Source organism: Lewinella sp. (assembly GCF_050633125.1).
Taxonomy (GTDB): domain Bacteria; phylum Bacteroidota; class Bacteroidia; order Chitinophagales; family Saprospiraceae; genus Lewinella.
Genome location: NZ_JBOEFX010000112.1, coordinates 361 through 19944, shown reverse-complemented (window position 1 = coordinate 19944; position 19584 = coordinate 361). Strand labels below are relative to the sequence as shown.

Annotated in this window: 7 protein-coding genes; all 7 read left to right on the top strand. The window is 46.9% G+C overall.

Translation table 11 applies throughout. From position 1 onward, the window contains the following. The 7 genes from ACRBG0_RS22305 to ACRBG0_RS22275 are packed head-to-tail and all read left to right on the top strand — an operon-like array spanning position 1 to position 19551. Positions 1 to 3783 (top strand): baseplate J/gp47 family protein, encoded by a 3783-nt coding sequence (locus ACRBG0_RS22305; RefSeq protein WP_431489058.1) that lies wholly within the window; start codon positions 1 to 3, stop codon positions 3781 to 3783. Then, complete coding sequence (locus ACRBG0_RS22300) at positions 3780 to 7514, top strand: hypothetical protein (RefSeq protein ID WP_431489057.1); 3735 nt, start codon at positions 3780 to 3782, stop codon at positions 7512 to 7514. The genes ACRBG0_RS22305 and ACRBG0_RS22300 overlap by 4 nt, the downstream gene beginning before the upstream one ends. Positions 7515 to 7528: 14 nt before the next feature. Beyond that, positions 7529 to 11617 (top strand): hypothetical protein, encoded by a 4089-nt coding sequence (locus ACRBG0_RS22295; protein WP_431489056.1) that lies wholly within the window; start codon positions 7529 to 7531, stop codon positions 11615 to 11617. Further along, a complete protein-coding gene (locus ACRBG0_RS22290; RefSeq protein WP_431489055.1) occupies positions 11617 to 12882 on the top strand; it encodes a contractile injection system tape measure protein in 1266 nt (421 codons plus the stop codon). Before ACRBG0_RS22295 ends, ACRBG0_RS22290 begins: the two co-directional genes overlap by 1 nt. A gap of 57 nt (positions 12883 to 12939) precedes the next feature. Beyond that, positions 12940 to 17577 (top strand): eCIS core domain-containing protein, encoded by a 4638-nt coding sequence (locus ACRBG0_RS22285; protein WP_431489054.1) that lies wholly within the window; start codon positions 12940 to 12942, stop codon positions 17575 to 17577. A 3-nt stretch (positions 17578 to 17580) separates the two neighbouring features. Then, a complete protein-coding gene (locus ACRBG0_RS22280) occupies positions 17581 to 18213 on the top strand; it encodes a hypothetical protein (protein ID WP_431489053.1) in 633 nt (210 codons plus the stop codon). 15 nt (positions 18214 to 18228) lie between these two features. After that, positions 18229 to 19551 (top strand): ATP-binding protein, encoded by a 1323-nt coding sequence (locus ACRBG0_RS22275; protein ID WP_431489052.1) that lies wholly within the window; start codon positions 18229 to 18231, stop codon positions 19549 to 19551. The last annotated feature ends 33 nt before the right edge of the window (positions 19552 to 19584 follow it).

Below are 19584 nucleotides of genomic sequence, written 5' to 3'. Positions count from 1 at the left end.
ATGCCTAGTAATTGCAACGATATCCGGAACGACTACCGCCTCAACCACGGCGGAACGGCCCAGAGTGAGCGGCAGCCGCTGGCGCAGCAGCCGGATTATGTAAAGGTGGATGAAAAAACGTTCGCAGATTGGATAGTTTTTGTCCGAGATTATGCGCGTTTCGTTCAGTTTTATAATAACACAGACACGCCTGAAGGTGATTGGACTGATTTCTGGACCGCTAATCCAGCAATCATTCTGGCAAATTTAGCCGCTGCACCGATTGATGATTTTCGAACAGCCAGTCGGCAATTGTTTATTGAATTGCAAAAACTGGAATATCAGGACGGTAGCGCTGCCAGTAACCTCCATTTACAACAACATCTAAATCAACTTTTTGACCTCTTTACAAACCTAAGTTGGCAACTGGATCGCCATATTCGTTTGCTTCCGGAAGGTTTGCCCATAAAGGAAGTATTGCGAAATCGGGTGAATAAATACTTATCGCCTGCATTACAAAAGTGGATCGCTTGGCACAAGCACGCTCAGGCGACCTTGTTGGATGATGGGCAAACGACGCTAAGCCCTGCACTCGCGGGAATCCGTGTGCTGGGAGCAAACTTGTTACCAACAGAAGATTTCTATACCACACCAGCTCCTGAGACTTTGTTTACGGATGATTGGCTGCCGTCAGGTGCTACCGATTGGGCAACTTACTTGGCGGGAATAGCTGCGGACGATACTGTTTTTGGAACAGACCCTACTGTGGCGACTTCGGTCAGTTTTGTGGTTCGGCATTACTTTTTTACGAGTGTTTATGAGCAATTTCTACAGGCTTTTGTCTTGGCTATCAAAGAAGCGGAAAAGGCTTTGGAATCCTTGTTGTACAATTGGAATAAGCATGAACCGCATTTCGCTCTTTTTTTGGCATTTCTGCGATTGCTATCCAAAGAACAGGCTTACCTCAACACCCTGACGGATAGACACCTCCGTTTTTACTACGAGCGTGTACTACGTTTGAAATTTGCCCCAGGAAAGCCACCGAAAGCATTTCTTACAGTAGAGTTGGCCAAACAAGTAGATAAGCATTTACTGGCGGCAGGTGTGACCTTTAAGGCAGGAAAAGATGCCACTGGGCAAGAAATTATTTTTGCTGCAACAGAAGACTTTGTTGCCAATAAAGCCAAGGTGACAGACCTTCGAAGCATTTTCAAAGCACCCAATGATATAGCAGCATACAGCTTTGGTGACCCAGAGCGCCCCATTTATAAAAGCCGTGATCGGAACCGCTATTTTGCATCTCCCGTAAGCAATTCTGCCGATGGTTTAGGCGAAGAAGAACTGACCAGTGCCGATGGCCGATGGCATCCTTTTGGGAATAAAGAAGTAGGAGATGATGCGACGACCTGGGATATTAAAATGCCCACTGCCCGGATTGGTTTTGCAATAGCTTCCAATTATCTATACCTGAAACAAGGAAGCCGTACCATCAGCCTTAAGTTTAATGGGAGCGGCATGAATGCGCTGGCTGATGTTAAATTTAAGCTAAGCCTCACGACCGAAAAAGGCTGGTTGGAAAAAACAATTACGGTTGATCAAGACCCGGAGGATGGTCGGTACCGATTGGAGTGGACCATTGAGGGCGATGACCCCGCTATTTTGCCGTACCAGGCAAAGATTCACGGCGGAGCTTTTCAAACGGATTTCCCGATGCTGAAAGCAGAATTGGTACACGAAAATAACGTGCCATTTCCTTACCAGGCTATTAAAAATCTAAAAGCTGCCAGCCTTTCGTTGAAGGTAGATGTAACCGGAAAAAGGGATATGGCCCTTAGCGGCAGTACGGGCCCTTTGGATGCCAGCAAACCTTTTCATCCTTTCGGGCCAGCACCTGGCGCTGGCGCTGTATTCATTTTGGGCGATAAAGAAGTCTTTCAAAAAGCATCGGTGATAGGTCTTCGGCTAACATGGAAAGAGAAGAAAAGTACGAGCAACTATTATCAGGATACAACTAGTGGGGTAGCAGCAAGTACCCAATTGAGTACTTTGGTGAGTGGAGCCTGGTCGGGCACGGTTGATAAAAATATCCTCCCCGGTACTTCGACCACCGCTGTTGAACTTTCGGAGGGAAATACAAACGCTATCGAGCTGGGGGCTAACAGCATCATTGTTCCTGATTTTTCGAATAATCAGCCTTACTCTAATCAAGCTACCAGTGGTTTCCTTCGGTTTTCCCTAAGTGGCGATTGGGGGCATGCGAAATACCCGCTTGCGCTGGCTGCTTATGCCAAGGGCACCGGAGCTGATCCTGCCCTGCCCAAATCATTGTATGATCCACAGTTGTTGGATGTAGAATTGGATTACACGGCTACTCAGGAAATTACGCTCAATAATCCTGCTGCTTATAAGGATTTGACGGCGGAATTTTTTCACCTGCATCCTTTTGGGGAGGCCGAGAAGCAACCCACCGCTGGGCCAACGGCTTTACTACCCATGCTGGTGAGTCAGTACAATACCTCTACGCCTGATGGCCCTGTCAATAATGTCGGCAAAGACGGCGGAGAGTGGTTGATCGGCGTGGAAGGGCTACAGGCTCCGCAGGTGCTTTCGCTCCTCATTCAGGTGGCAGCTGGCACAGCCGATCCATTGTTGGCAAAGCCTAAGCCTCACCTGAGGTGGTGGTATCTCCGTCAAAACGAATGGGTGCCTTTTACCGAAAGGGAAATAAGTGATGGTACACAGGGCTTGTTGCAAAGTGGGCTGGTACGCCTGAGCATTCCTGCTGATATTAATGAGGATAATACGCTCTTGCCCACAGGTAAAGCATGGTTGTGCGCCACCGTTGAGACGGCAGTAGATGCGGTCAATCAGATTGTTGGGGTATATGCCCAAGGTATGGCCGTAGCCATGATCGACAACCAGAACGATCCGCAGTTGGGGGCATTGCCTTTACCTGCAGGAACCATCGCCAAATTGCGCCAAGCAGTGGGAGCTGTCAAGAAAGTAGCGCAACCGTATGCCACTTACGGTGGAAGCGCAGAAGAACTACCATCGGCTTATTATACCCGCACCAGTGAACGCCTTCGGCACAAGGATCGCGCCATCAATATGTGGGATTATGAACGCTTATTACTGCAAAAATTTCCCCAGCTTCATAAAGTAAAATGCCTCAACCACCTGCGGTATGAATCGGGTAGTCCCCAACCGACGTACCGGGAATTGGCACCTGGGCATGTAACCATTGTAGGCATTGCAGACCTCCAGAACCAAGGAGCTGTTGATCCTTTGCGGCCTTACGTGAGCTTGGCTGATTTAGAAGCGATGGCGGCTTTCCTGAAAAAGCGGATGTCTTGCCAAGCTACGTTACACGTACGGAACCCCATCTTCGAGCCCGTTGTCGCCAGTTTTAAGGTGCGGTTATTTGATGGTTTGGACGAAACTTTTTATGAAGAACTCCTCAACCAGGAAATCCTCAATTTTCTCTCCCCTTGGGCTACAGGAAGTGGTGCTGAGATCGAATTTGGAGGTAAAATGCACAAGTCTGTATTGGTCAATTTTATTGAAGAACGGCCCTATGTAGATTACGTTGAAGACCTGATTTTGAACCATACCCTTGATCCGCTGCAACGCGATGTAGAAATGGTACGCCCTACCAAGCAAGTGGCGATTCTGGTATCGGCACGCAAGCACGACATTGAGATCATCGAAGGAACTACCGATAACGAATGGACAGAAGATTGTGGTTGCCAACCACAGCTAACCGGAACACCCAATAACATCATCCTAGATAACCGAGACGCATGAGTGATTCGACCCTGACCATATTAAAGGATCCGCAACTGCCACCAGCGGAAGATTATCGGGCCCTGCGCGCCGAAGGGTTTTCTGCCGTCCAGGAGTTGGGTAATGAGCAGTGGACCGACTACAACGCTCATGATCCGGGGATTACCCTGATGGAAGCTTTGGCTTACACCATCAGTGAATTGGGGTATCGTACCGGGTTTGACATTGCTGATATTCTTACCGAACAAAGTGGTTATATCAGCTTCCGGCAGGCGCTGTTTACCGCTCGGCGGATACTGACTAACAATCCTGTTACAGTCAATGATTTTAGGAAATCACTCATTGATTTACCGCGTTTGCGGAATGCCTGGCTGCTCTGTAAAGAATGTGCTTGTGAAACGACCGTCTATGCAGAATGCAAGGACAGCCAACTCTACCATGCTCCCCAGTGGCGATTGTTGCCCAAAAACCTGACAGGAGGAGGGCATGAGCACCCCGTTTTTGTCAAAGGACTATATGACGTTTTACTACAATTGGAAGTAGATGCGGAGCTAGGTGATCTGAATAACCGCAAGCTCGTCCAGACCCTGAATATTGACATTGGTGAGCCGGATTTGGCGGCATTAACCATCGAAATCCGATTTCCTGATTGGTCTAAAGAACAACCAGAGTTGTACGCAGCGTTTATCTCTACCGACCCCAGCTTTATGCTTGAAGTGGATAGTGATAATACCCTGAACGAAGGGCAACCAACGGATGAAGGTATTCGAGTGACGCGATTTTCTCGTGACCGAACTACTACAGAGGAAGTAACCACGGCTAATCAGGGCCTCCTACAGGGCTGGCGCAATGTCTTTTACCTTGATCTTGTCATTCCTTTTCAGGTAAATGGTGACAATCACAGTTTGGAATTGAACAGTGTACCTGTGCGCTTTTTCTCTCCCCGCGAGGGCGTAAAACGGGTCTTGAATGTGGAGGATTTGAAGTCTTTTGTTTTTGAAAATGCTGCCGCTGGCGGATTAATAGATCGTTACCGCAGAAAACTACAGGCGGTTGAAGTAGCAGTAGGGGAGGCCCGACACCAATTACATCAACTCCGCAACTTGGGGGAAGATTACTGCCGTATTCAGGGTATCCAAACAGAGGATGTCGCTTTTTGTGCGGATGTAGAACTTACACCAGATGCCGATATCGAATTTGTGCTGGCAAACATCTTCTACCTGATTGAAACGCATTTCAATCCTAAAGTGCCATTTCATACCCTTTCGGAATTGACGGCGGAAGGTTTAGCGACCGAAGATATATTTATAGGCCCCGCCTTGGAGAATGGATTCATCAAGGAAGAAGACCTAGAGGCGGCACAGCTACGTTCCGTCATTCATATTTCTGATTTGTACAATAAATTGATGGACATTCCCGGCGTCATTGCTATCCAGCAGGTACAATTTACGCGTTACGATGACGAAGGGAATCCGATTATGCCTTCCCATAGTTGGAGCATTCCTGTTCGGGCGTTGCATATCGCTCAGCTTTATCAGGAAGCATCAAGGGTTTTGTTTTATAAAAACGGTTTGCCCTTCCTCGCCAGAATGGACGAGGTACGGGCGATTTTGGCCCAGCTGCGAAGCACTGATATTGGCGGTAAACTACCGTTGGCGGAGCGTGATTTTCCAATCCCCGTAGGCGTACACCGTGATTTGGCCAACTATGAACCTGTGCAGCACACACTACCACAAACTTACGGTATCGGTACGGTTGGCTTGCCACCACGTGCTACCGACGCCCGACGTTCGCAAGCTCACCAACTAAAGGGGTACTTGTTGCCGTTTGAACAGCTTTTGGCGGATATGACGGAGCAATTGGCGCACACGCCAGACCTCTTTTCGACCGATGAAACAGTAGACCGAACTTACTTTTCTCATTTCTTTGATGCAGCAGCCGTTCCAACGGAAATTGCTGATTATACGGATTTGGTAACGGCACAAGCCACTGAAGACAACCTTCGGGAAATTACCGAATCGGCAGCGGTTTTTCAAGACCGTCGTAATCGGTTTTTAGATCACCTTTTGGCTCGCTTCGGAGAGCAATTTCGGGATTACGCCTTGATGCTTCACGCCAATGAAGACCGGATACCCTTTGCTGCGGATAAATTGATCCGGGACAAGATTCGTTTCCTGCGCTTTTATCCGCGAATCAGTGCTGATAGAGGCCGGGCTTTTAATTACCGCTATGACGGTCGTTGGTGTGATCCCCGCAACCAGGCAGGAATAAGTGACCGAATAAGTCGCCTACTGGGAATGGAGACGCTACGGGCCTATTTTGCGGTAGAGATTACCAATAACCAGGGTGTTTTTGAAGCGAGCTTTACGCTCAACGATACGCGTGTCAGCGGAGCGGGCTTGCTGCTAGAAGAAGTGGACGTAATTACCGCTACCACGGGTGAAGCTGCGGAAGACCTCACCTGGGCACTGATTGGAGATATCATTGCCAATAGTACCACCTTGAGTCGGTACGGCACCGACGGCAACGGTGACCCTATACTTGAAGATGAAAACGGCTTGCCGATTGCTATGCTGGCCACTGGTGTGGTAGCTGCAGATGTAATTGCATTTGCTACTGATATTTTGGCAAAAGAACGGCTGTTTCCAGTCGAGCATTTGTTGCTACGTCCGGTATTTCCGGGGAGCCCGTTAATGCCCGTTTGCCTGCCCGATGATTGTACCCACTGCGGCGAGGAAGACCCTTATTCTTTCCGATTAACGTACGTTCTGCAAGGAAGTTTGGCACCCTTTAGCTACGATATTGATTTACGGCAATTTGCCGATCAAACCATTCGCAGGGAGACGCCTTCTTATTTGCTGCCCAAAATTTGTTGGGTAGGCAACCGAACGGTCGAGAAAGACGAGTGTGCGCCTATATTTTCTCAATTAAGCAATGTTTTGCTGCCCTTCTTTGGTGCAGAACAGGAAGCAGCAGCTTGTAGTTGCGCAGTAGAGCTGTACGATGGCTTCGATGCCTTGTTTCAGCCCTGGATGGAAAGCAGGTTGCTTACCTACCGTCCTTATGCCGCTTGGGCACAGGACCTGCGGATACTTTTTGCAGATTTAGCATCGTCAGATTTCCCTTGCTTGGGCACCGATGAGGCTTGGGATACCCTTCATGATCTTTTGCTGGATCATTTCGTGACTTTGGCGGTCCAAGCCCACCAGTTTGACCGCTTTGAGATCGCCTGGTGCAACTGGCTGGAAGCTAATAGCCCTTTCTTATGGCAGCCCCTCAACGCCCAACTACAAAGACAAACCGAGTTGTGGCTGCAAAGCACAACTGGGCAAGAAAACAATTGCCACTGTGCCGAGTTATTGCTGGCTTATTTCGGAGACCGTTTCCGGAATTGGATCAGCAGCCTGGTGGAAGAAGAAGCTGATCTGGCGGATATCCCCAGCCTGGCAAGCCGTATTGATGCAGAAGTATGGCAACCCTTCCGCAGTGATTTAACGACCGCACTTACTAACGATCCCTCATTTTGCCCACTTCAGGGGCTTGATGCAAACGATGAACGCTGGGACGACCTTCTCCAACGTTGGCTGGCCTACTATTCCGAGTGGATAGCAGTAGCCTACCGGCATGAAGTACTTCTGCGAATTTTTTCCGACCTGACCAGTATTTACCCGACAGCCACCTTACACGATTGTGATGATGGTAGCGATGATAATCCTGTTCGATTAGATAACACCATTCTTGGTACCCTCTAAAGCCCTCAAGTGATATGTTACCAGTAAACATTTCCTATCCGTTTTTTGAAGCCAATCAGGTGCTTTCCAATGAGCATCTCAATCAGCTATTTAATTACCTCGATGAACAGGAACGCCTCACGCGCACCAACCTGATCGGGATTGGCATTGTCTGTGGTTTGGAGCCATCCATCGCCGATAGTGGCGATAGTATCCAGATCAGCAAAGGATGTGGGGTGACCTCCGAAGGTTACCTTATCACCTGGGGCACTCAAGCTGCTTTGGAATGGTATCGCCCTTACGAAGTGCCAGATGCGCTCCCTTATCGGGAATTTGGAAGTGGCAACAACCCATTTACACCGTTTCCTATTTGGGAACTGACAGCAGATCGAAATAATGATGCTACGGCGGTTAGGGTAAGCCGTGACTTCTTGCAAGGCGTTAACCAAATACCGGGGGAAGGTGATGAGAAAATTCTGGTGCTATTCCTGGAATGTGAGGCGGAAAGCAACCGAAATTGTGCCCCCAATTCTTGTAATGATAAAGGATCTACCGTAACGGCAACCATCCGGCCACTACTGATACGTAAGCAGGATATTGACTTGCTACAGTCTCGGATTCGTGCCTTGGGGCCAGAAGCAGAAGCTTACTTTAGTCTGGCAGACTCGATGAGTAATCGTTTGGGCTTACCAACGCTTAAGTTGCCTCGTTTTGATGTTGCTGCGACCAACCTAGGAAGCACCAGTTCTATTTTTACAGCCTTCCAGTTGGCAATGAACCAACCCGTGGTAGAGGGCGTCGCCAATGCGCTAAGTGCTGCTCACCAGGCTTTTGCTCCCTTGCTCGTAGATTTTGAGACCAATCCGTTTGCCAACCTGGCTACCAATTGGGCTTTTCTCTATGATCATAGCATAGAAACCAGTGGGCAATATCTTTGGTACCAATATTATTATGACCATCTGGACACTATTATTCAGGCTTACGAAGAATTTCGCCTTCGGGGATTGGAAGTGTTGGGACTGTGTTGTCCGGATAGTCGTTTGTTTAAAAGGCATCTATTTGCAGGTAATCTGGGTGTCGAGCCTATCGATAATAGTTACCGCCATAGTTTTGTGCCTTCGCCGTTATTTACGCGCCAGCAGGGGGCTATGGCTGAATTGCGGCTGTTGTTTGCTCGTTTAGTGAGCTTGGTGCAGGGGCTGGAGTTACCTCCAAATGTAAGCTCGCTGGTAGGATTTAATGTTGGAAATATCCGCCCGGTTACGGCAGTCTTGCAGCCGGGGGTATTTACACCTTTTGAGAATTTCACTTTTGTTCGTCCCCAATTGCTTACCGCCTTTAGGCCAAGACTATCAACCAGTATCAAGATTACTCCTAGTTTGTTGGGAGGCCCCTTGTCACGGAAAGCAATTCCTTATCATTATCGCCCGGTGCCTTTGTACGAGCAGTGGAGTTATCACCTGACTCGCCAGGGAAAGGCCCGGCATAACTTGGGCTATCGTTCCAATGCATGGAATACGACGGATCTGTTTGTTCGTTTCCCACTGCAATATGATTTGGAACCAAACAATTTCCTTCGGATAGAAGGGCACGTTGGCCAAAACTATGTGCAGGTACTCCATGAGTTGCTATCGCAAAAAGACCGCAATCGGCTACCGATAGACATTGTTGCCTTGGAATCCGGCTTCAATGCGGATACAATCCCTTTGCCTACAGAAGTGGAAGATTGCCATTTTCAGGATTTGGACGCGCTTTATCATGCCTTTCGGGAAGAATTGATTTGTCAGCTTTGCGAAGCGGTGAAACGGTTTTACCTGACGCCGATTTTGCCTAGCCAAACTCCAGCTCAGGCTTTCGGTAATCGGGTACCACAGCTTCCGTTTCTTCAGCAATGTGCGCCAAATTTCCGCTATTTCGACAACTCTATTGGTGCTTATTATGAAGAACATCTGAGTCAGCATACGGCTAGCGCCCCCTATTTGGGGAACTTGGACTCGGTGTACATTTACCATGTCCTGTTTATTTTTAATCTCGTAAAACTTGCTTCGTCCCTACCGGCAAACGTATCCCAACTGGATATGACGGCCTTCCGGCAGCAGCACAATGCCCTGCTAGGCTTGATGCAGGTGCTCAATAATTTTATTCTGCAACTCACCAATGATGCGACTTCCGGTGATAATAACAGCGACCAACTCGACCTGGAGGAGTTTTCTGATCAAATGGATCATGTACTTTTTTCCTGTAAACTGGAATCCTTCCAGCGTATTTTTGATGAATACCAGGATCGTGTCAATAAAATACGAGAGCAGCTGTTGTTTGCTAAATTTACGGACCAACATCCGGGGATTCAGCACAAAGCTGGCGTACCAATGGGTGGAACCTTTGTCATGGTCTATCACGGTGATGACCAACCAGATGATGTGCCCATTAGGCAAGGTAATTTCACCATTCGAGGCCGGGTTGTAGCAAATGGAGAGGTGCTTGTTGGTGTGACAATTATTCAAGTTGGTACGACCTCGGGCACTGTAACTGATTTTGATGGCAACTTTTCGTTGGTCGTAAACAGCTTACCTGCCCGTCTGGAGGTATTGATGCCTGGTATTGGGAGCCGTGAAGTGATTGCGGTTAATGAAAATACAATTCTAGAGATCGACCTGGGCGTTCCCGAGGATGATACTACAGAACTTGGGCGTTTTGCCGATCTGGCAGTGGGAACAGTAATTGCAGATTTTTATTTGCCTTATTTGTGCTGTTCCGACTGTACGCCGGTACAGTTTGTATTGCCCAAAGAGCCACCTACTTTTAGCTGGGAACAGGTCGGTTGTACAACACCGAATAATACCGGCCTTGTGTTGATTTCACCTACAGGAGGTACTCCTCCTTATGATTATTCTCTGGACGGAGGTGTAAATTGGCTGGCATTAGCAGAAGATCCCATCGCTGTAAATAATGGCACTCAAGTACAAATCAGGGATGCAGAAGGAACCATCTCTGTACGACGTACCATAGAATTGGTACCACAATTGGTTATTGACCCTGGTGCAACTGTCTGCGACGAGGATGGCCAGAATTTCCGGGTAGAAATCTTTATTGATGGTGGTCGCCCGCCTTATCGGGTCATTGCCAATGGCCAAACTTATGAAGTGCCGCTAGGAGAAAACGTAGGCTTTGCAACCTTCCCAAGTGGTCAAGGCGGCGAGGTGGTCGTAGAAGACAGTAGCAACCCAGCTTGTGAACAACGATTTAATGTGAAACCGGTTGTTTGTGAGCAAGGCTGTGGCCTGCCTTGTAATGGTATTACCAGAGAATGTGGACATCCATTCTGGATGCAGCGCAATCCAAATACCAGTATGCGATATCAAAGAGTACAACTTCGGGTCAATACCTTTACCGTTATTGGTGATCAACCTGGTCAGGCTATTAATTTTAATGCAGCACAGCTAGGACAACTTACCGAGATACTAAACCCAGGCGGCGATTTCACAACGGCGAGCGTGTTTAGCAGTTTCTGGAACAGCCGAATGCCTGCCGCGAATGAGTTCATTCAATCAGTATTAGGGAATACATTCGGTAGCCCTGAGGAAGCAGTTATTCTTCTTACTTATGATCCTTCAGGGGTAGATAATTTCACGACGCTGCGAATTGAGCATTATAGTTGCCATTCTTATGTTATTGAAATTGAAGTAAGTTTCTCAGGCGCTTCAGTAGGAAAACATGACTACCGTCGTTTCTGGCAATACCGGGAATCAGGGAGTGAAGTACGCGAAATCGTAATCATTGACGGTGGCCAGGAATTTGAAGGAGGAGGCAGACTACCTGCCTATAATTGCATTATCCGCGATCGTTGTAACCCTAATAACCCTCCGCAGGAGTTATGTACGGAGCCTGATTCGCTGGAAATTAGCTTTGATATTTCTGATAATCAACTTCTCTTATTTGCTAATAATGTGGGAGAACGACCAATGTTATGGGTGGTAGAATACGCTTTCCCAGCTATTCTATCCGATTCCCAAGTAGAGACGAATTTCCGAACCGATTTTAGTAATAGTTATGTTATCAGAGCAATTGCGGTAGATCCAGATACAACTTGTGCATCGGTGACAAATGCTTCATTTGAAATTTGATGCCGGCGAAGCAAATCCATATCATCAAGCAGCTTGAATTGGAACTTACTGTTCAAGCTTCCCGTGATCGGGATTATCACGCGATCTCAGAACGGCTATCTGTTCTTGGGCAAAAGCGGATACCTGAAATCATTGATAGGGTGTTGTCGGAGTTGGTGCCTCCTGATATGTATGTTCGGTACGACAAAATCGTACTGGATTGCGATCTGGATTCTTTAGCGGATTTAGAATCGGAGATTCGTAGGCAACTGGCGGGAGAGCTGGAACTGTTTTTGAAAGAACAGCAGCAAGAAAAAACACTACAGTCTCGTAAGCTTGCTGAAGGTAGAGAGAATTCGCCCGCAGCAACTTCCGGCCCGGCAGCTTGGATTATTCATTTTCTGGAACGCGGATTTTTGCCCTGGTCAGCACCAAGGGGAACTACGGTTGCTTCATTGGCTTATGAATTGACGGAATTACTTGCTGGAGACGCTGGTTTCGCAAAGAAAATGCATCATTTATTATTGCAAAATGAGAACTGCCTCAAGCGGATGCTCGCCCAATTTGGTAGCGTCATGTTACATCGGCTAGTGGGGACTGTGGAAGACCGACAAGCGCCTTCAGTTTTACTTTCCTTTGCGGAACAACTTGAATTTTGGACCAAGCAATTAAAGCTATTTGCTAAAGATGTAGATACTCAAACGACAAAATCAGGCAAAAATATGACTATTCAGGAGTCCTTGCCAATGGCATTGGGACGGCCTGAATATTTGGCAAAAAACAATGTTAGTCAGCAGCGAGCATTGTCTGTCCAACAGGCTGGATTGGTGCTGCTTCATCCATTTGTTGATCGATTTCTTACCCTGCACGGAGCAGTGTTTAACCATGAAATTATTGATCCTAATTTAGGCGCAAGCCTTCTGCAAAGCCTTGTTGTTGGAAAATCACCGACGGCAGAATGGGAGCTGGTGTTGCCCAAGGTTTTACTGGGAATACCTTTGGAAGAAGTATTGGTTTTACCTGAATTAACCGAAGCGCAATTAACTAGCGGCGAGGAATTAATTGAAGCTGCGATCCGCCATTGGTCGGCATTAGGAAAGACTTCCGTGGCTGGCTTTCGGGCAAACTTTTTGCAACGCGATGGCTTGCTTTATTCACAAGGAACCGACTGGCACCTACAAGTAGCGCAGGCACCTTACGATCTGCTGTTAGATCGCTTACCTTGGAATATTTCCATGATAAAACTCCCCTGGATGGAAGGAATGCTAAAGGTAGATTTCTGCTGACCAGTTGTGTTTTGATTGCTTTTGTAGTCTGCTATACCTCATTTTAAACTAAAGGGAATGAAAACGAAAACGACTCAGGCCCCGAAAGCTAAACCTGGCAAGCCAGGACGGCAATCTTCCTTTTTTCAGACTAAAAAGAGCGATGGCGCTTTTTTTAAGGCACAGCCTAATGTGAAAGTTGGGAAACGGGATAGTCGTTTTGAAACCGAAGCCGATCAGATGGCCGAAAAAGCCGTCAATAACGAAGGCACGGCACGGCCGCTATTTGGCCAGATTTCTCCCCTCGTACAACGCAAAGAGCAAGAAGAAAATCTACAGGCCAAAGCCGCAGAGGAAGAAGAGGTGATGCAGGCGATGATGGAAGAAGAGGAGCCCGTTCAGCGCCAGCCAGAAGCAGAAGCAGAAGAGGAGGAGATGGTACAGGCGCAAATGGAGGAAGAAGAGCAAGTGCAAAGCAAGGAAGAGGAAGAAGTACAGCGGAAAGAAGACGAGGAAGAAGAATTGCAAATGCAAGAAGAGGAAGAAGCTGTACAAACAAAAAAAGAAGAAGGCGAAGAAGAAATTCAGCAAAAGGAAGAAGAGGAGGAACAGCTACAAACTAAACTTGCGCCTCGCCCCTTATTGCACAGAGGCTTGGATATCGCAAATGCTATTCGCTTGCGTCGAGGAAAAGGACAAGCGCTGGATACGGCTACACGGCAAAAAATGGAGAATGCCTTTCAGGCTGATTTTGGGGGCGTACGTATTCATACCGATCAAGACGCTGTTCGGATGAATCGTGCTTTGGGCGCACAAGCGTTTACTACGGGTAGCGATGTATTCTTCAATGAGGGAAAATACGATCCGTCAAGGCGTAAAGGGCAATTGTTGTTAGCGCATGAACTTACCCATACAGTACAGCAGGGAGTCGTGCCAGAACGTGCTACCGATACTCCTGAGCCCGTGGCGGAACCCGGCACTGATACAGCAACACCTACTGCGGATTCCGATGTTTTATTGCCAATAACCATTCCTGCTGCGGATACCACAGCCGTTGCAGATGCTGGTGAATCAGCAGCTGGTACTGCTCCTGTTGTCAGCGAAGAAGAGGCTGGAGCGAGCTCGGCACCTGTCGAAGAAATACCCGTTCCCAGAACTCCAGGAGAAGACCCCAACTTTAAGGCACTCAAACGAAAAACAAAGAAGGCTGCTGCTGACCAGAAGACAACCCCTACAGCTACGAGTTTATCCAAGAACGCAGAGGCGGCTGCACCGCTTGCTGATAACGAACAAAAAGGGCAGGCACAAGAGGGCCAGGTAGGAGAAATGGAAGAGGAGGAGCCGCAGTTGTTTGATGCGGAAACCTTTAAGGCATTACTGCTAGAACAGATTGAAAAAATTCTACCTAAAAACGAAGAAGAAGCGGACAAATTCCCCGGTAGCGGGAAGATGGATAAGGTAAAGGACAACGCGGAACAAAAGGTAGCCAGTGAGAAGGAAAAAACGGGGGGTGCCATTAAAGCTGCTACCGCTAAAGAACCTGACCCTTCGGGAGTAAAGCCCCGGCCAGTAGCTGACTTGGTTCCGCCTCAGGCAGGCGATAAACCCAAATCGCTACGAGCAGGAAATACCACTCCGCCGGCCCGAAATACCTCAGAAGTCAACAAGCCCCTCGTCGACGATGCCAAGCGCATGGACGATGAAATGGTCACCAATGAGGTGACAGACGAGCAATTGGCAAAATCTGAAGAACCTTCCTTCCTTACCGCCCTAGACTCTAAAAAGACCGCGAAAACGAATACCGCAGAAGCACCCATACAATTCCGCCAGCAGGAGCAGTCTGTTCGCGAAAAGCACCAAAGTCAGGCCGAAAGTAAAGGCGAAAAAACGGTGTCTGGTATGTTTGGCGAACGCAAGGATCTATTGGCCAAAGCTTCTGGTGAGCAGGAAAAAAATGCTAAGGACAATACTTCTGCAAGGGAGGCTATCAGTGGAGAAATTGACCGCATTTTTCTCAAGACCCAAGTTGATGTAGAAAAGGTACTTGGGCCAGCAGATGGCAGTAAAGAAGGCACCATTGATGAGGGCGTGAACACCAGGTTTGAACTGGCGGCAAAGTATGCCACACTACGCTTTGAAGCGTATATCCGAGCTAAAATGAATGCTTACAAACGAGAGCGCTATGGCGCTTGGTTTGATCCTCGTGGTTGGGGTAAGCGCATAAAGGATACTGTTGTAGGGATGCCCGATGAGGTCAATAAGTTTTACGTGGACGGCCGCGCGCAGTACATCGCCGATATGGATGTAGCGCTTACGGGCATCGCTCGATACATTGCCACGGAATTGGGCAAAGTCAAGCAGCGGATTTCTCAAGGGCGCAAGGAGGTGAAAACCTTTGTTGATGGTTTACCGAAAAGTCAGCAAAAACTGGCGACCGCCGCCGTGGAGAACATTGAGGACAAATTTAGCCAGCTAGACAGCGCCGTTACAAGCAAGCAGGATGCCCTCATTGACAGTATTGCCCAGAAATACAAAGAAAGCCTGGAAGCCGTTGATGCGCGTATTGAGGAAATGAAAGCAGCCAATCGAGGGCTGGTAGACAAAGCGCTGGATGCCATCAAGGGGGTCATTGAGACCATCAAGAAATTGAAGCAGCTTATCATGGATTTGCTGGCAGCTATTCAATCTTTGATAGGCGTGATAATGGCCGACCCTATTGGTTTTATGAAAGCCTTATTTGCGGGGATCAAAGCAGGTTTTGACAGCTTCGTAGCCAATATCCAAAAACACCTCGTTGTAGGCTTGTTCAAGTGGTTGACGGGGGCGTTGGGGCCTATGGGGATTACCGTGCCCGAAAACCTGTTTAGCTTATCGGGAATTTTTGACCTCATCATGCAGGTACTGGGTTTGACATGGGATTTTGTTCGAAAAAAGATGGTCAAACTCATCACAGAGCCAGTGGTGAAGGCTGTAGAGACAGGCTTTACGGTCATCAAAAAAATAAAGGAAAAAGGAATTATGGGGCTCTGGGAAGAGGTCCAGGAGCAGTTTAGTGACCTGAAAGAAACGGTGATCGATGCGGTTCGAAATATGATCATCACACAGGTCATTCAGGCGGGGATCAAGTGGCTATTGAGTTTATTGATTCCCGGTGCTGGATTTATCAAGGCGATTATTGCCATTAAGGATTTTATTGTCTTCTTTGTAGAGTCTGCCATTGCGCTAATCCCGACTTTGATTGAGGCGATCAAGGCTGCTGCTGCCAAGAATTTTACCCGAATCAGTTTGGCCGTGGAAAACGGATTGTCTACGCTGATACCTCTGGTTATTGGTTTACTAGCGAAGCTTTTAGGTATTTCTAATTTGGTGCAAAAGGTGCAAAAAATCATCAAGAATATCCGCAAACGCATAAACCGGGCCATCGATAAAATTATCCTTAGAGCTAAAAAATGGGCAAAGAAATTTGTGAAGGGCGCCAAGAAGAAAGCCAAGAAAGTCAAGGACAAATTGGTGCAGTGGTGGAAGGCGAAAAAGAAGTTTAAGGGCGGTGACGGGAAACAGCATAAGCTTTATTTCAAGCAGAAAGGGAAAACGGCGAATATGATGGTAGCCAGTGATATTCAGACTTTTGCTGACTTTATGAAGCACATCAAATCTGTTGCGAAAACAAAAGACCAGAAAACACTTTTAAAACAAGCAGAAACAAAAGCTGCTGAGGCTGATAAAATTATTCAGCGTAGAACAGGTGCCGCTACGGATGATGCTACCAAGAAAAACCAGGAGGAAAAACAAAAAGACTTACAAGAAAAACTCAATGAGCTGAGCCCTATTACGGCACAGATATTTGGCTTCGCAGATGGGGAGCAGCCTGCTACAGAGGTCGATTTTGATAGTACAACAAAGGAAAAGGCAACGGTAGCAACCACTATGACTGCTACCGTACTTTCCAAGGTGGCTCGTAAAAGTGGTGACTCTGGCTCTTCACCTACTCAGGAAAAGCATACCCTTTTTGATAAATTAATATTAAGAAAAGAAGGGGCTCGATCTTACTATGTCCGCGGGCATATGCTAAATGATAACCTTCATGGGCCTGGTAAATGGTATAACATGACGCCATTGTCTCAAAAAGGAAACAAGGCCCACCTGAAGTCAGCAGAAAAAGCAGTTAAACGAGCTGTGCAATCAGGAAGTGTTGTCAATTACAAAGTGGAAGCTGATTATGGCCGAGGTGACCTGAGTGTTACTAAAGCCAAACTCAAAGAGAAAGGTATTGATGAGGCCAAACATGATGATATTATGGCCATTCGTTCTGCGGAACAGCATGTACCCACTAAATTAACGGTTTCAGCAACGCTATTGGTAAAAGATAATAAAGGGAAATTTACCAAAGAATCGAAGGTCTTGCTGAGTAGTAAGCCCATTACTAATGAAGTGGATACCAACCTGAAAAATTATGAAGTGGGGAAAGGAGAGGGCAAGAAAAATGTACATTTATTGAAAAGTAGTGCAGAAGAGATAGCTAGAAATACAGGAGTTTCTCTTGGTTTTGTGATTGAAATACAGAGGGTAGCTCTTGGAATGCCTACCATTAGTCAATACGATGATATCAAAAAAGCTATTGATGCGGATGCTAAAATCGCTAAAGCTTTGAAATCGAAAATGAAAAAAGCAGTGACAGCGATGCAGGAAGCCCGAAATGTTAAATTTAAAGATTAGTCTATGAATCCTTTAATGCTATGGGATGCGGAAATGAATGATGCTTTGGAAGGCGCAAAGGATGAGGGGTTGATCAATCTTGAAAAGGAATGGTACAATTTGCCCGTTAGTGACCAGGAGCAGTTGTCTGAATTGCCCGATATTATGCAATCACTTTATACTTACGCAAACGGCGTGGAGATAAGGTGGCGATCAATCCAAGATTCTTCTCAGGGAGGAAGACTCCAGTTTTTAGAACTTGAGCATGTCTTCAAAGATGGTTTGGGGCAGCTCTATGATACGGAAGATTTATTGGAGGAAGAACTGATTGAGTTTTTCAAACCCTTTGATTTAGTAACGGACGAAGCTGAATGTGGCTTTCTTCATCGGCCAGGTTTCGCATCAGAGTCAATTTATTATCATCGCACTGGAACGCCTCAACTCTATAACCTGGATATTGATTTCTCGGGCTACCTCGAAATGGCACTTGCTGCCAGGGTTTATTATTATTGGCCTAAAGTATTACTAGACATCCAATCGGGAACGAAAGGCGCAGAAACGGTTAACTTTAAGCAGAACATGCCTTTGATCTTTCCTGAATTCAACTGGGAAGCGTTTAAGGAAAAATACCAGTCACTACGTTTGTCCGTCAAATAGCCTTATTTTAGACCAATGAAAAGGATTTCGATTACCAATTTAGAACACGCTATTCGCTATCTGGAAGAGCGTATTTCTCAGCGACTTACAGTGCCTGAGAAAATTGCTTTTCCTGATTTTGATATTTCAGATGCCAGTGACCCATTTTTCCGAACCATAGCAGAAATGAAGCTTTCGCTAGAAGAATTCCTGATTCTTCTCATCGCGCTGGTCCCTCATGTTTATCCTGATTTCTTTGATCGAGTTGTTGCTAAAAACTTGAAAAAAGATAATGATTTACCTGCCTTTGGGGGTATAAAAACAGCGGAACAGCGCACCATGATGCCTACGGTATCTACTGCGTTATTTGTATTGGCAGGCGATGACATCCAAAAACGGATGGATCTCTTAACGCTCTTTAATCATCAACATCCGTTTTATCAGAAGCATATACTCCGCTTAGAACAACCGCGAATAGGAGAGTCTATGCTAAATCGCCGAATCATATTAGATGACGAGTATACAGAGCTGTTTACGCAAGGGTATGTATCACCACCTAAATTTAGTTCGTCTTTTCCGGCTCAACTGCTCCATACAGAACAAGAGTGGTCCGATTTGGTATTGCCGCCTCTTGTGCTGGAACGTATAGAGGAGATTAAAACCTGGATAGAGCAAAGTTCAACCTTGATGGAGGATTGGGGCATGAAGCGAGTACTTAAGCCAGGGTACCGTGCATTGTTTCATGGCCCGCCAGGGACAGGTAAAACGCTAACAGCCAGCTTGCTGGGGCGGTATACTGGTAGGGATGTGTTTCGGGTAGATCTCTCGGCCGTTGTTTCTAAATATATTGGCGAGACAGAGAAAAACCTCTCCCAATTATTTGATAAGGCTGAAAACAAAAACTGGATTTTGTTTTTTGATGAAGCGGATGCTTTATTTGGAAAACGTACAGGTGTCAAAGATGCTCATGATCGGTATGCCAATCAGGAAGTCTCTTATCTTTTGCAAAGGGTGGAAGAGTTTTCAGGGCTGATTATCCTGGCATCTAACCTTAAAAGTAACCTTGATGAGGCTTTTTTACGCCGCTTTAATACGATCATCCACTTCCCCGTACCTGATGTAAAGGAACGTCTGCAGTTGTGGCGTAAAGCGTTCCCGGATGCGGTAACTTTAGAAGTTGATTTGGTAGAAGTAGCAGCTCGCTACGAACTAGCTGGTGGCAGTATTATAAATGTGGTACAATATGCGTGTCTGAAAAGCCTGCAACGCAAAAGTAATGAGATCAGAATGAAAGATGTTTTGCAGGGGATTCGAAGGGAGATAGAAAAAGATGGCCGACTTTTTAAGTCCTTGATGTAAAAGAGAAACAAGCTGCCAGTTTCATCACCTCAC

What these genes read in the sequence shown, in the direction of transcription:
- ACRBG0_RS22305 (WP_431489058.1), top strand. Translation starts at nt 1, where the DNA reads ATGCCTAGTAATTGCAACGATATCCGGAACGACTACCGCCTCAACCAC.
- ACRBG0_RS22300 (WP_431489057.1), top strand. Translation starts at nt 3,780, where the DNA reads ATGAGTGATTCGACCCTGACCATATTAAAGGATCCGCAACTGCCACCA.
- ACRBG0_RS22295 (WP_431489056.1), top strand. Translation starts at nt 7,529, where the DNA reads ATGTTACCAGTAAACATTTCCTATCCGTTTTTTGAAGCCAATCAGGTG.
- ACRBG0_RS22290 (WP_431489055.1), top strand. Translation starts at nt 11,617, where the DNA reads ATGCCGGCGAAGCAAATCCATATCATCAAGCAGCTTGAATTGGAACTT.
- ACRBG0_RS22285 (WP_431489054.1), top strand. Translation starts at nt 12,940, where the DNA reads ATGAAAACGAAAACGACTCAGGCCCCGAAAGCTAAACCTGGCAAGCCA.
- ACRBG0_RS22280 (WP_431489053.1), top strand. Translation starts at nt 17,581, where the DNA reads ATGAATCCTTTAATGCTATGGGATGCGGAAATGAATGATGCTTTGGAA.
- ACRBG0_RS22275 (WP_431489052.1), top strand. Translation starts at nt 18,229, where the DNA reads ATGAAAAGGATTTCGATTACCAATTTAGAACACGCTATTCGCTATCTG.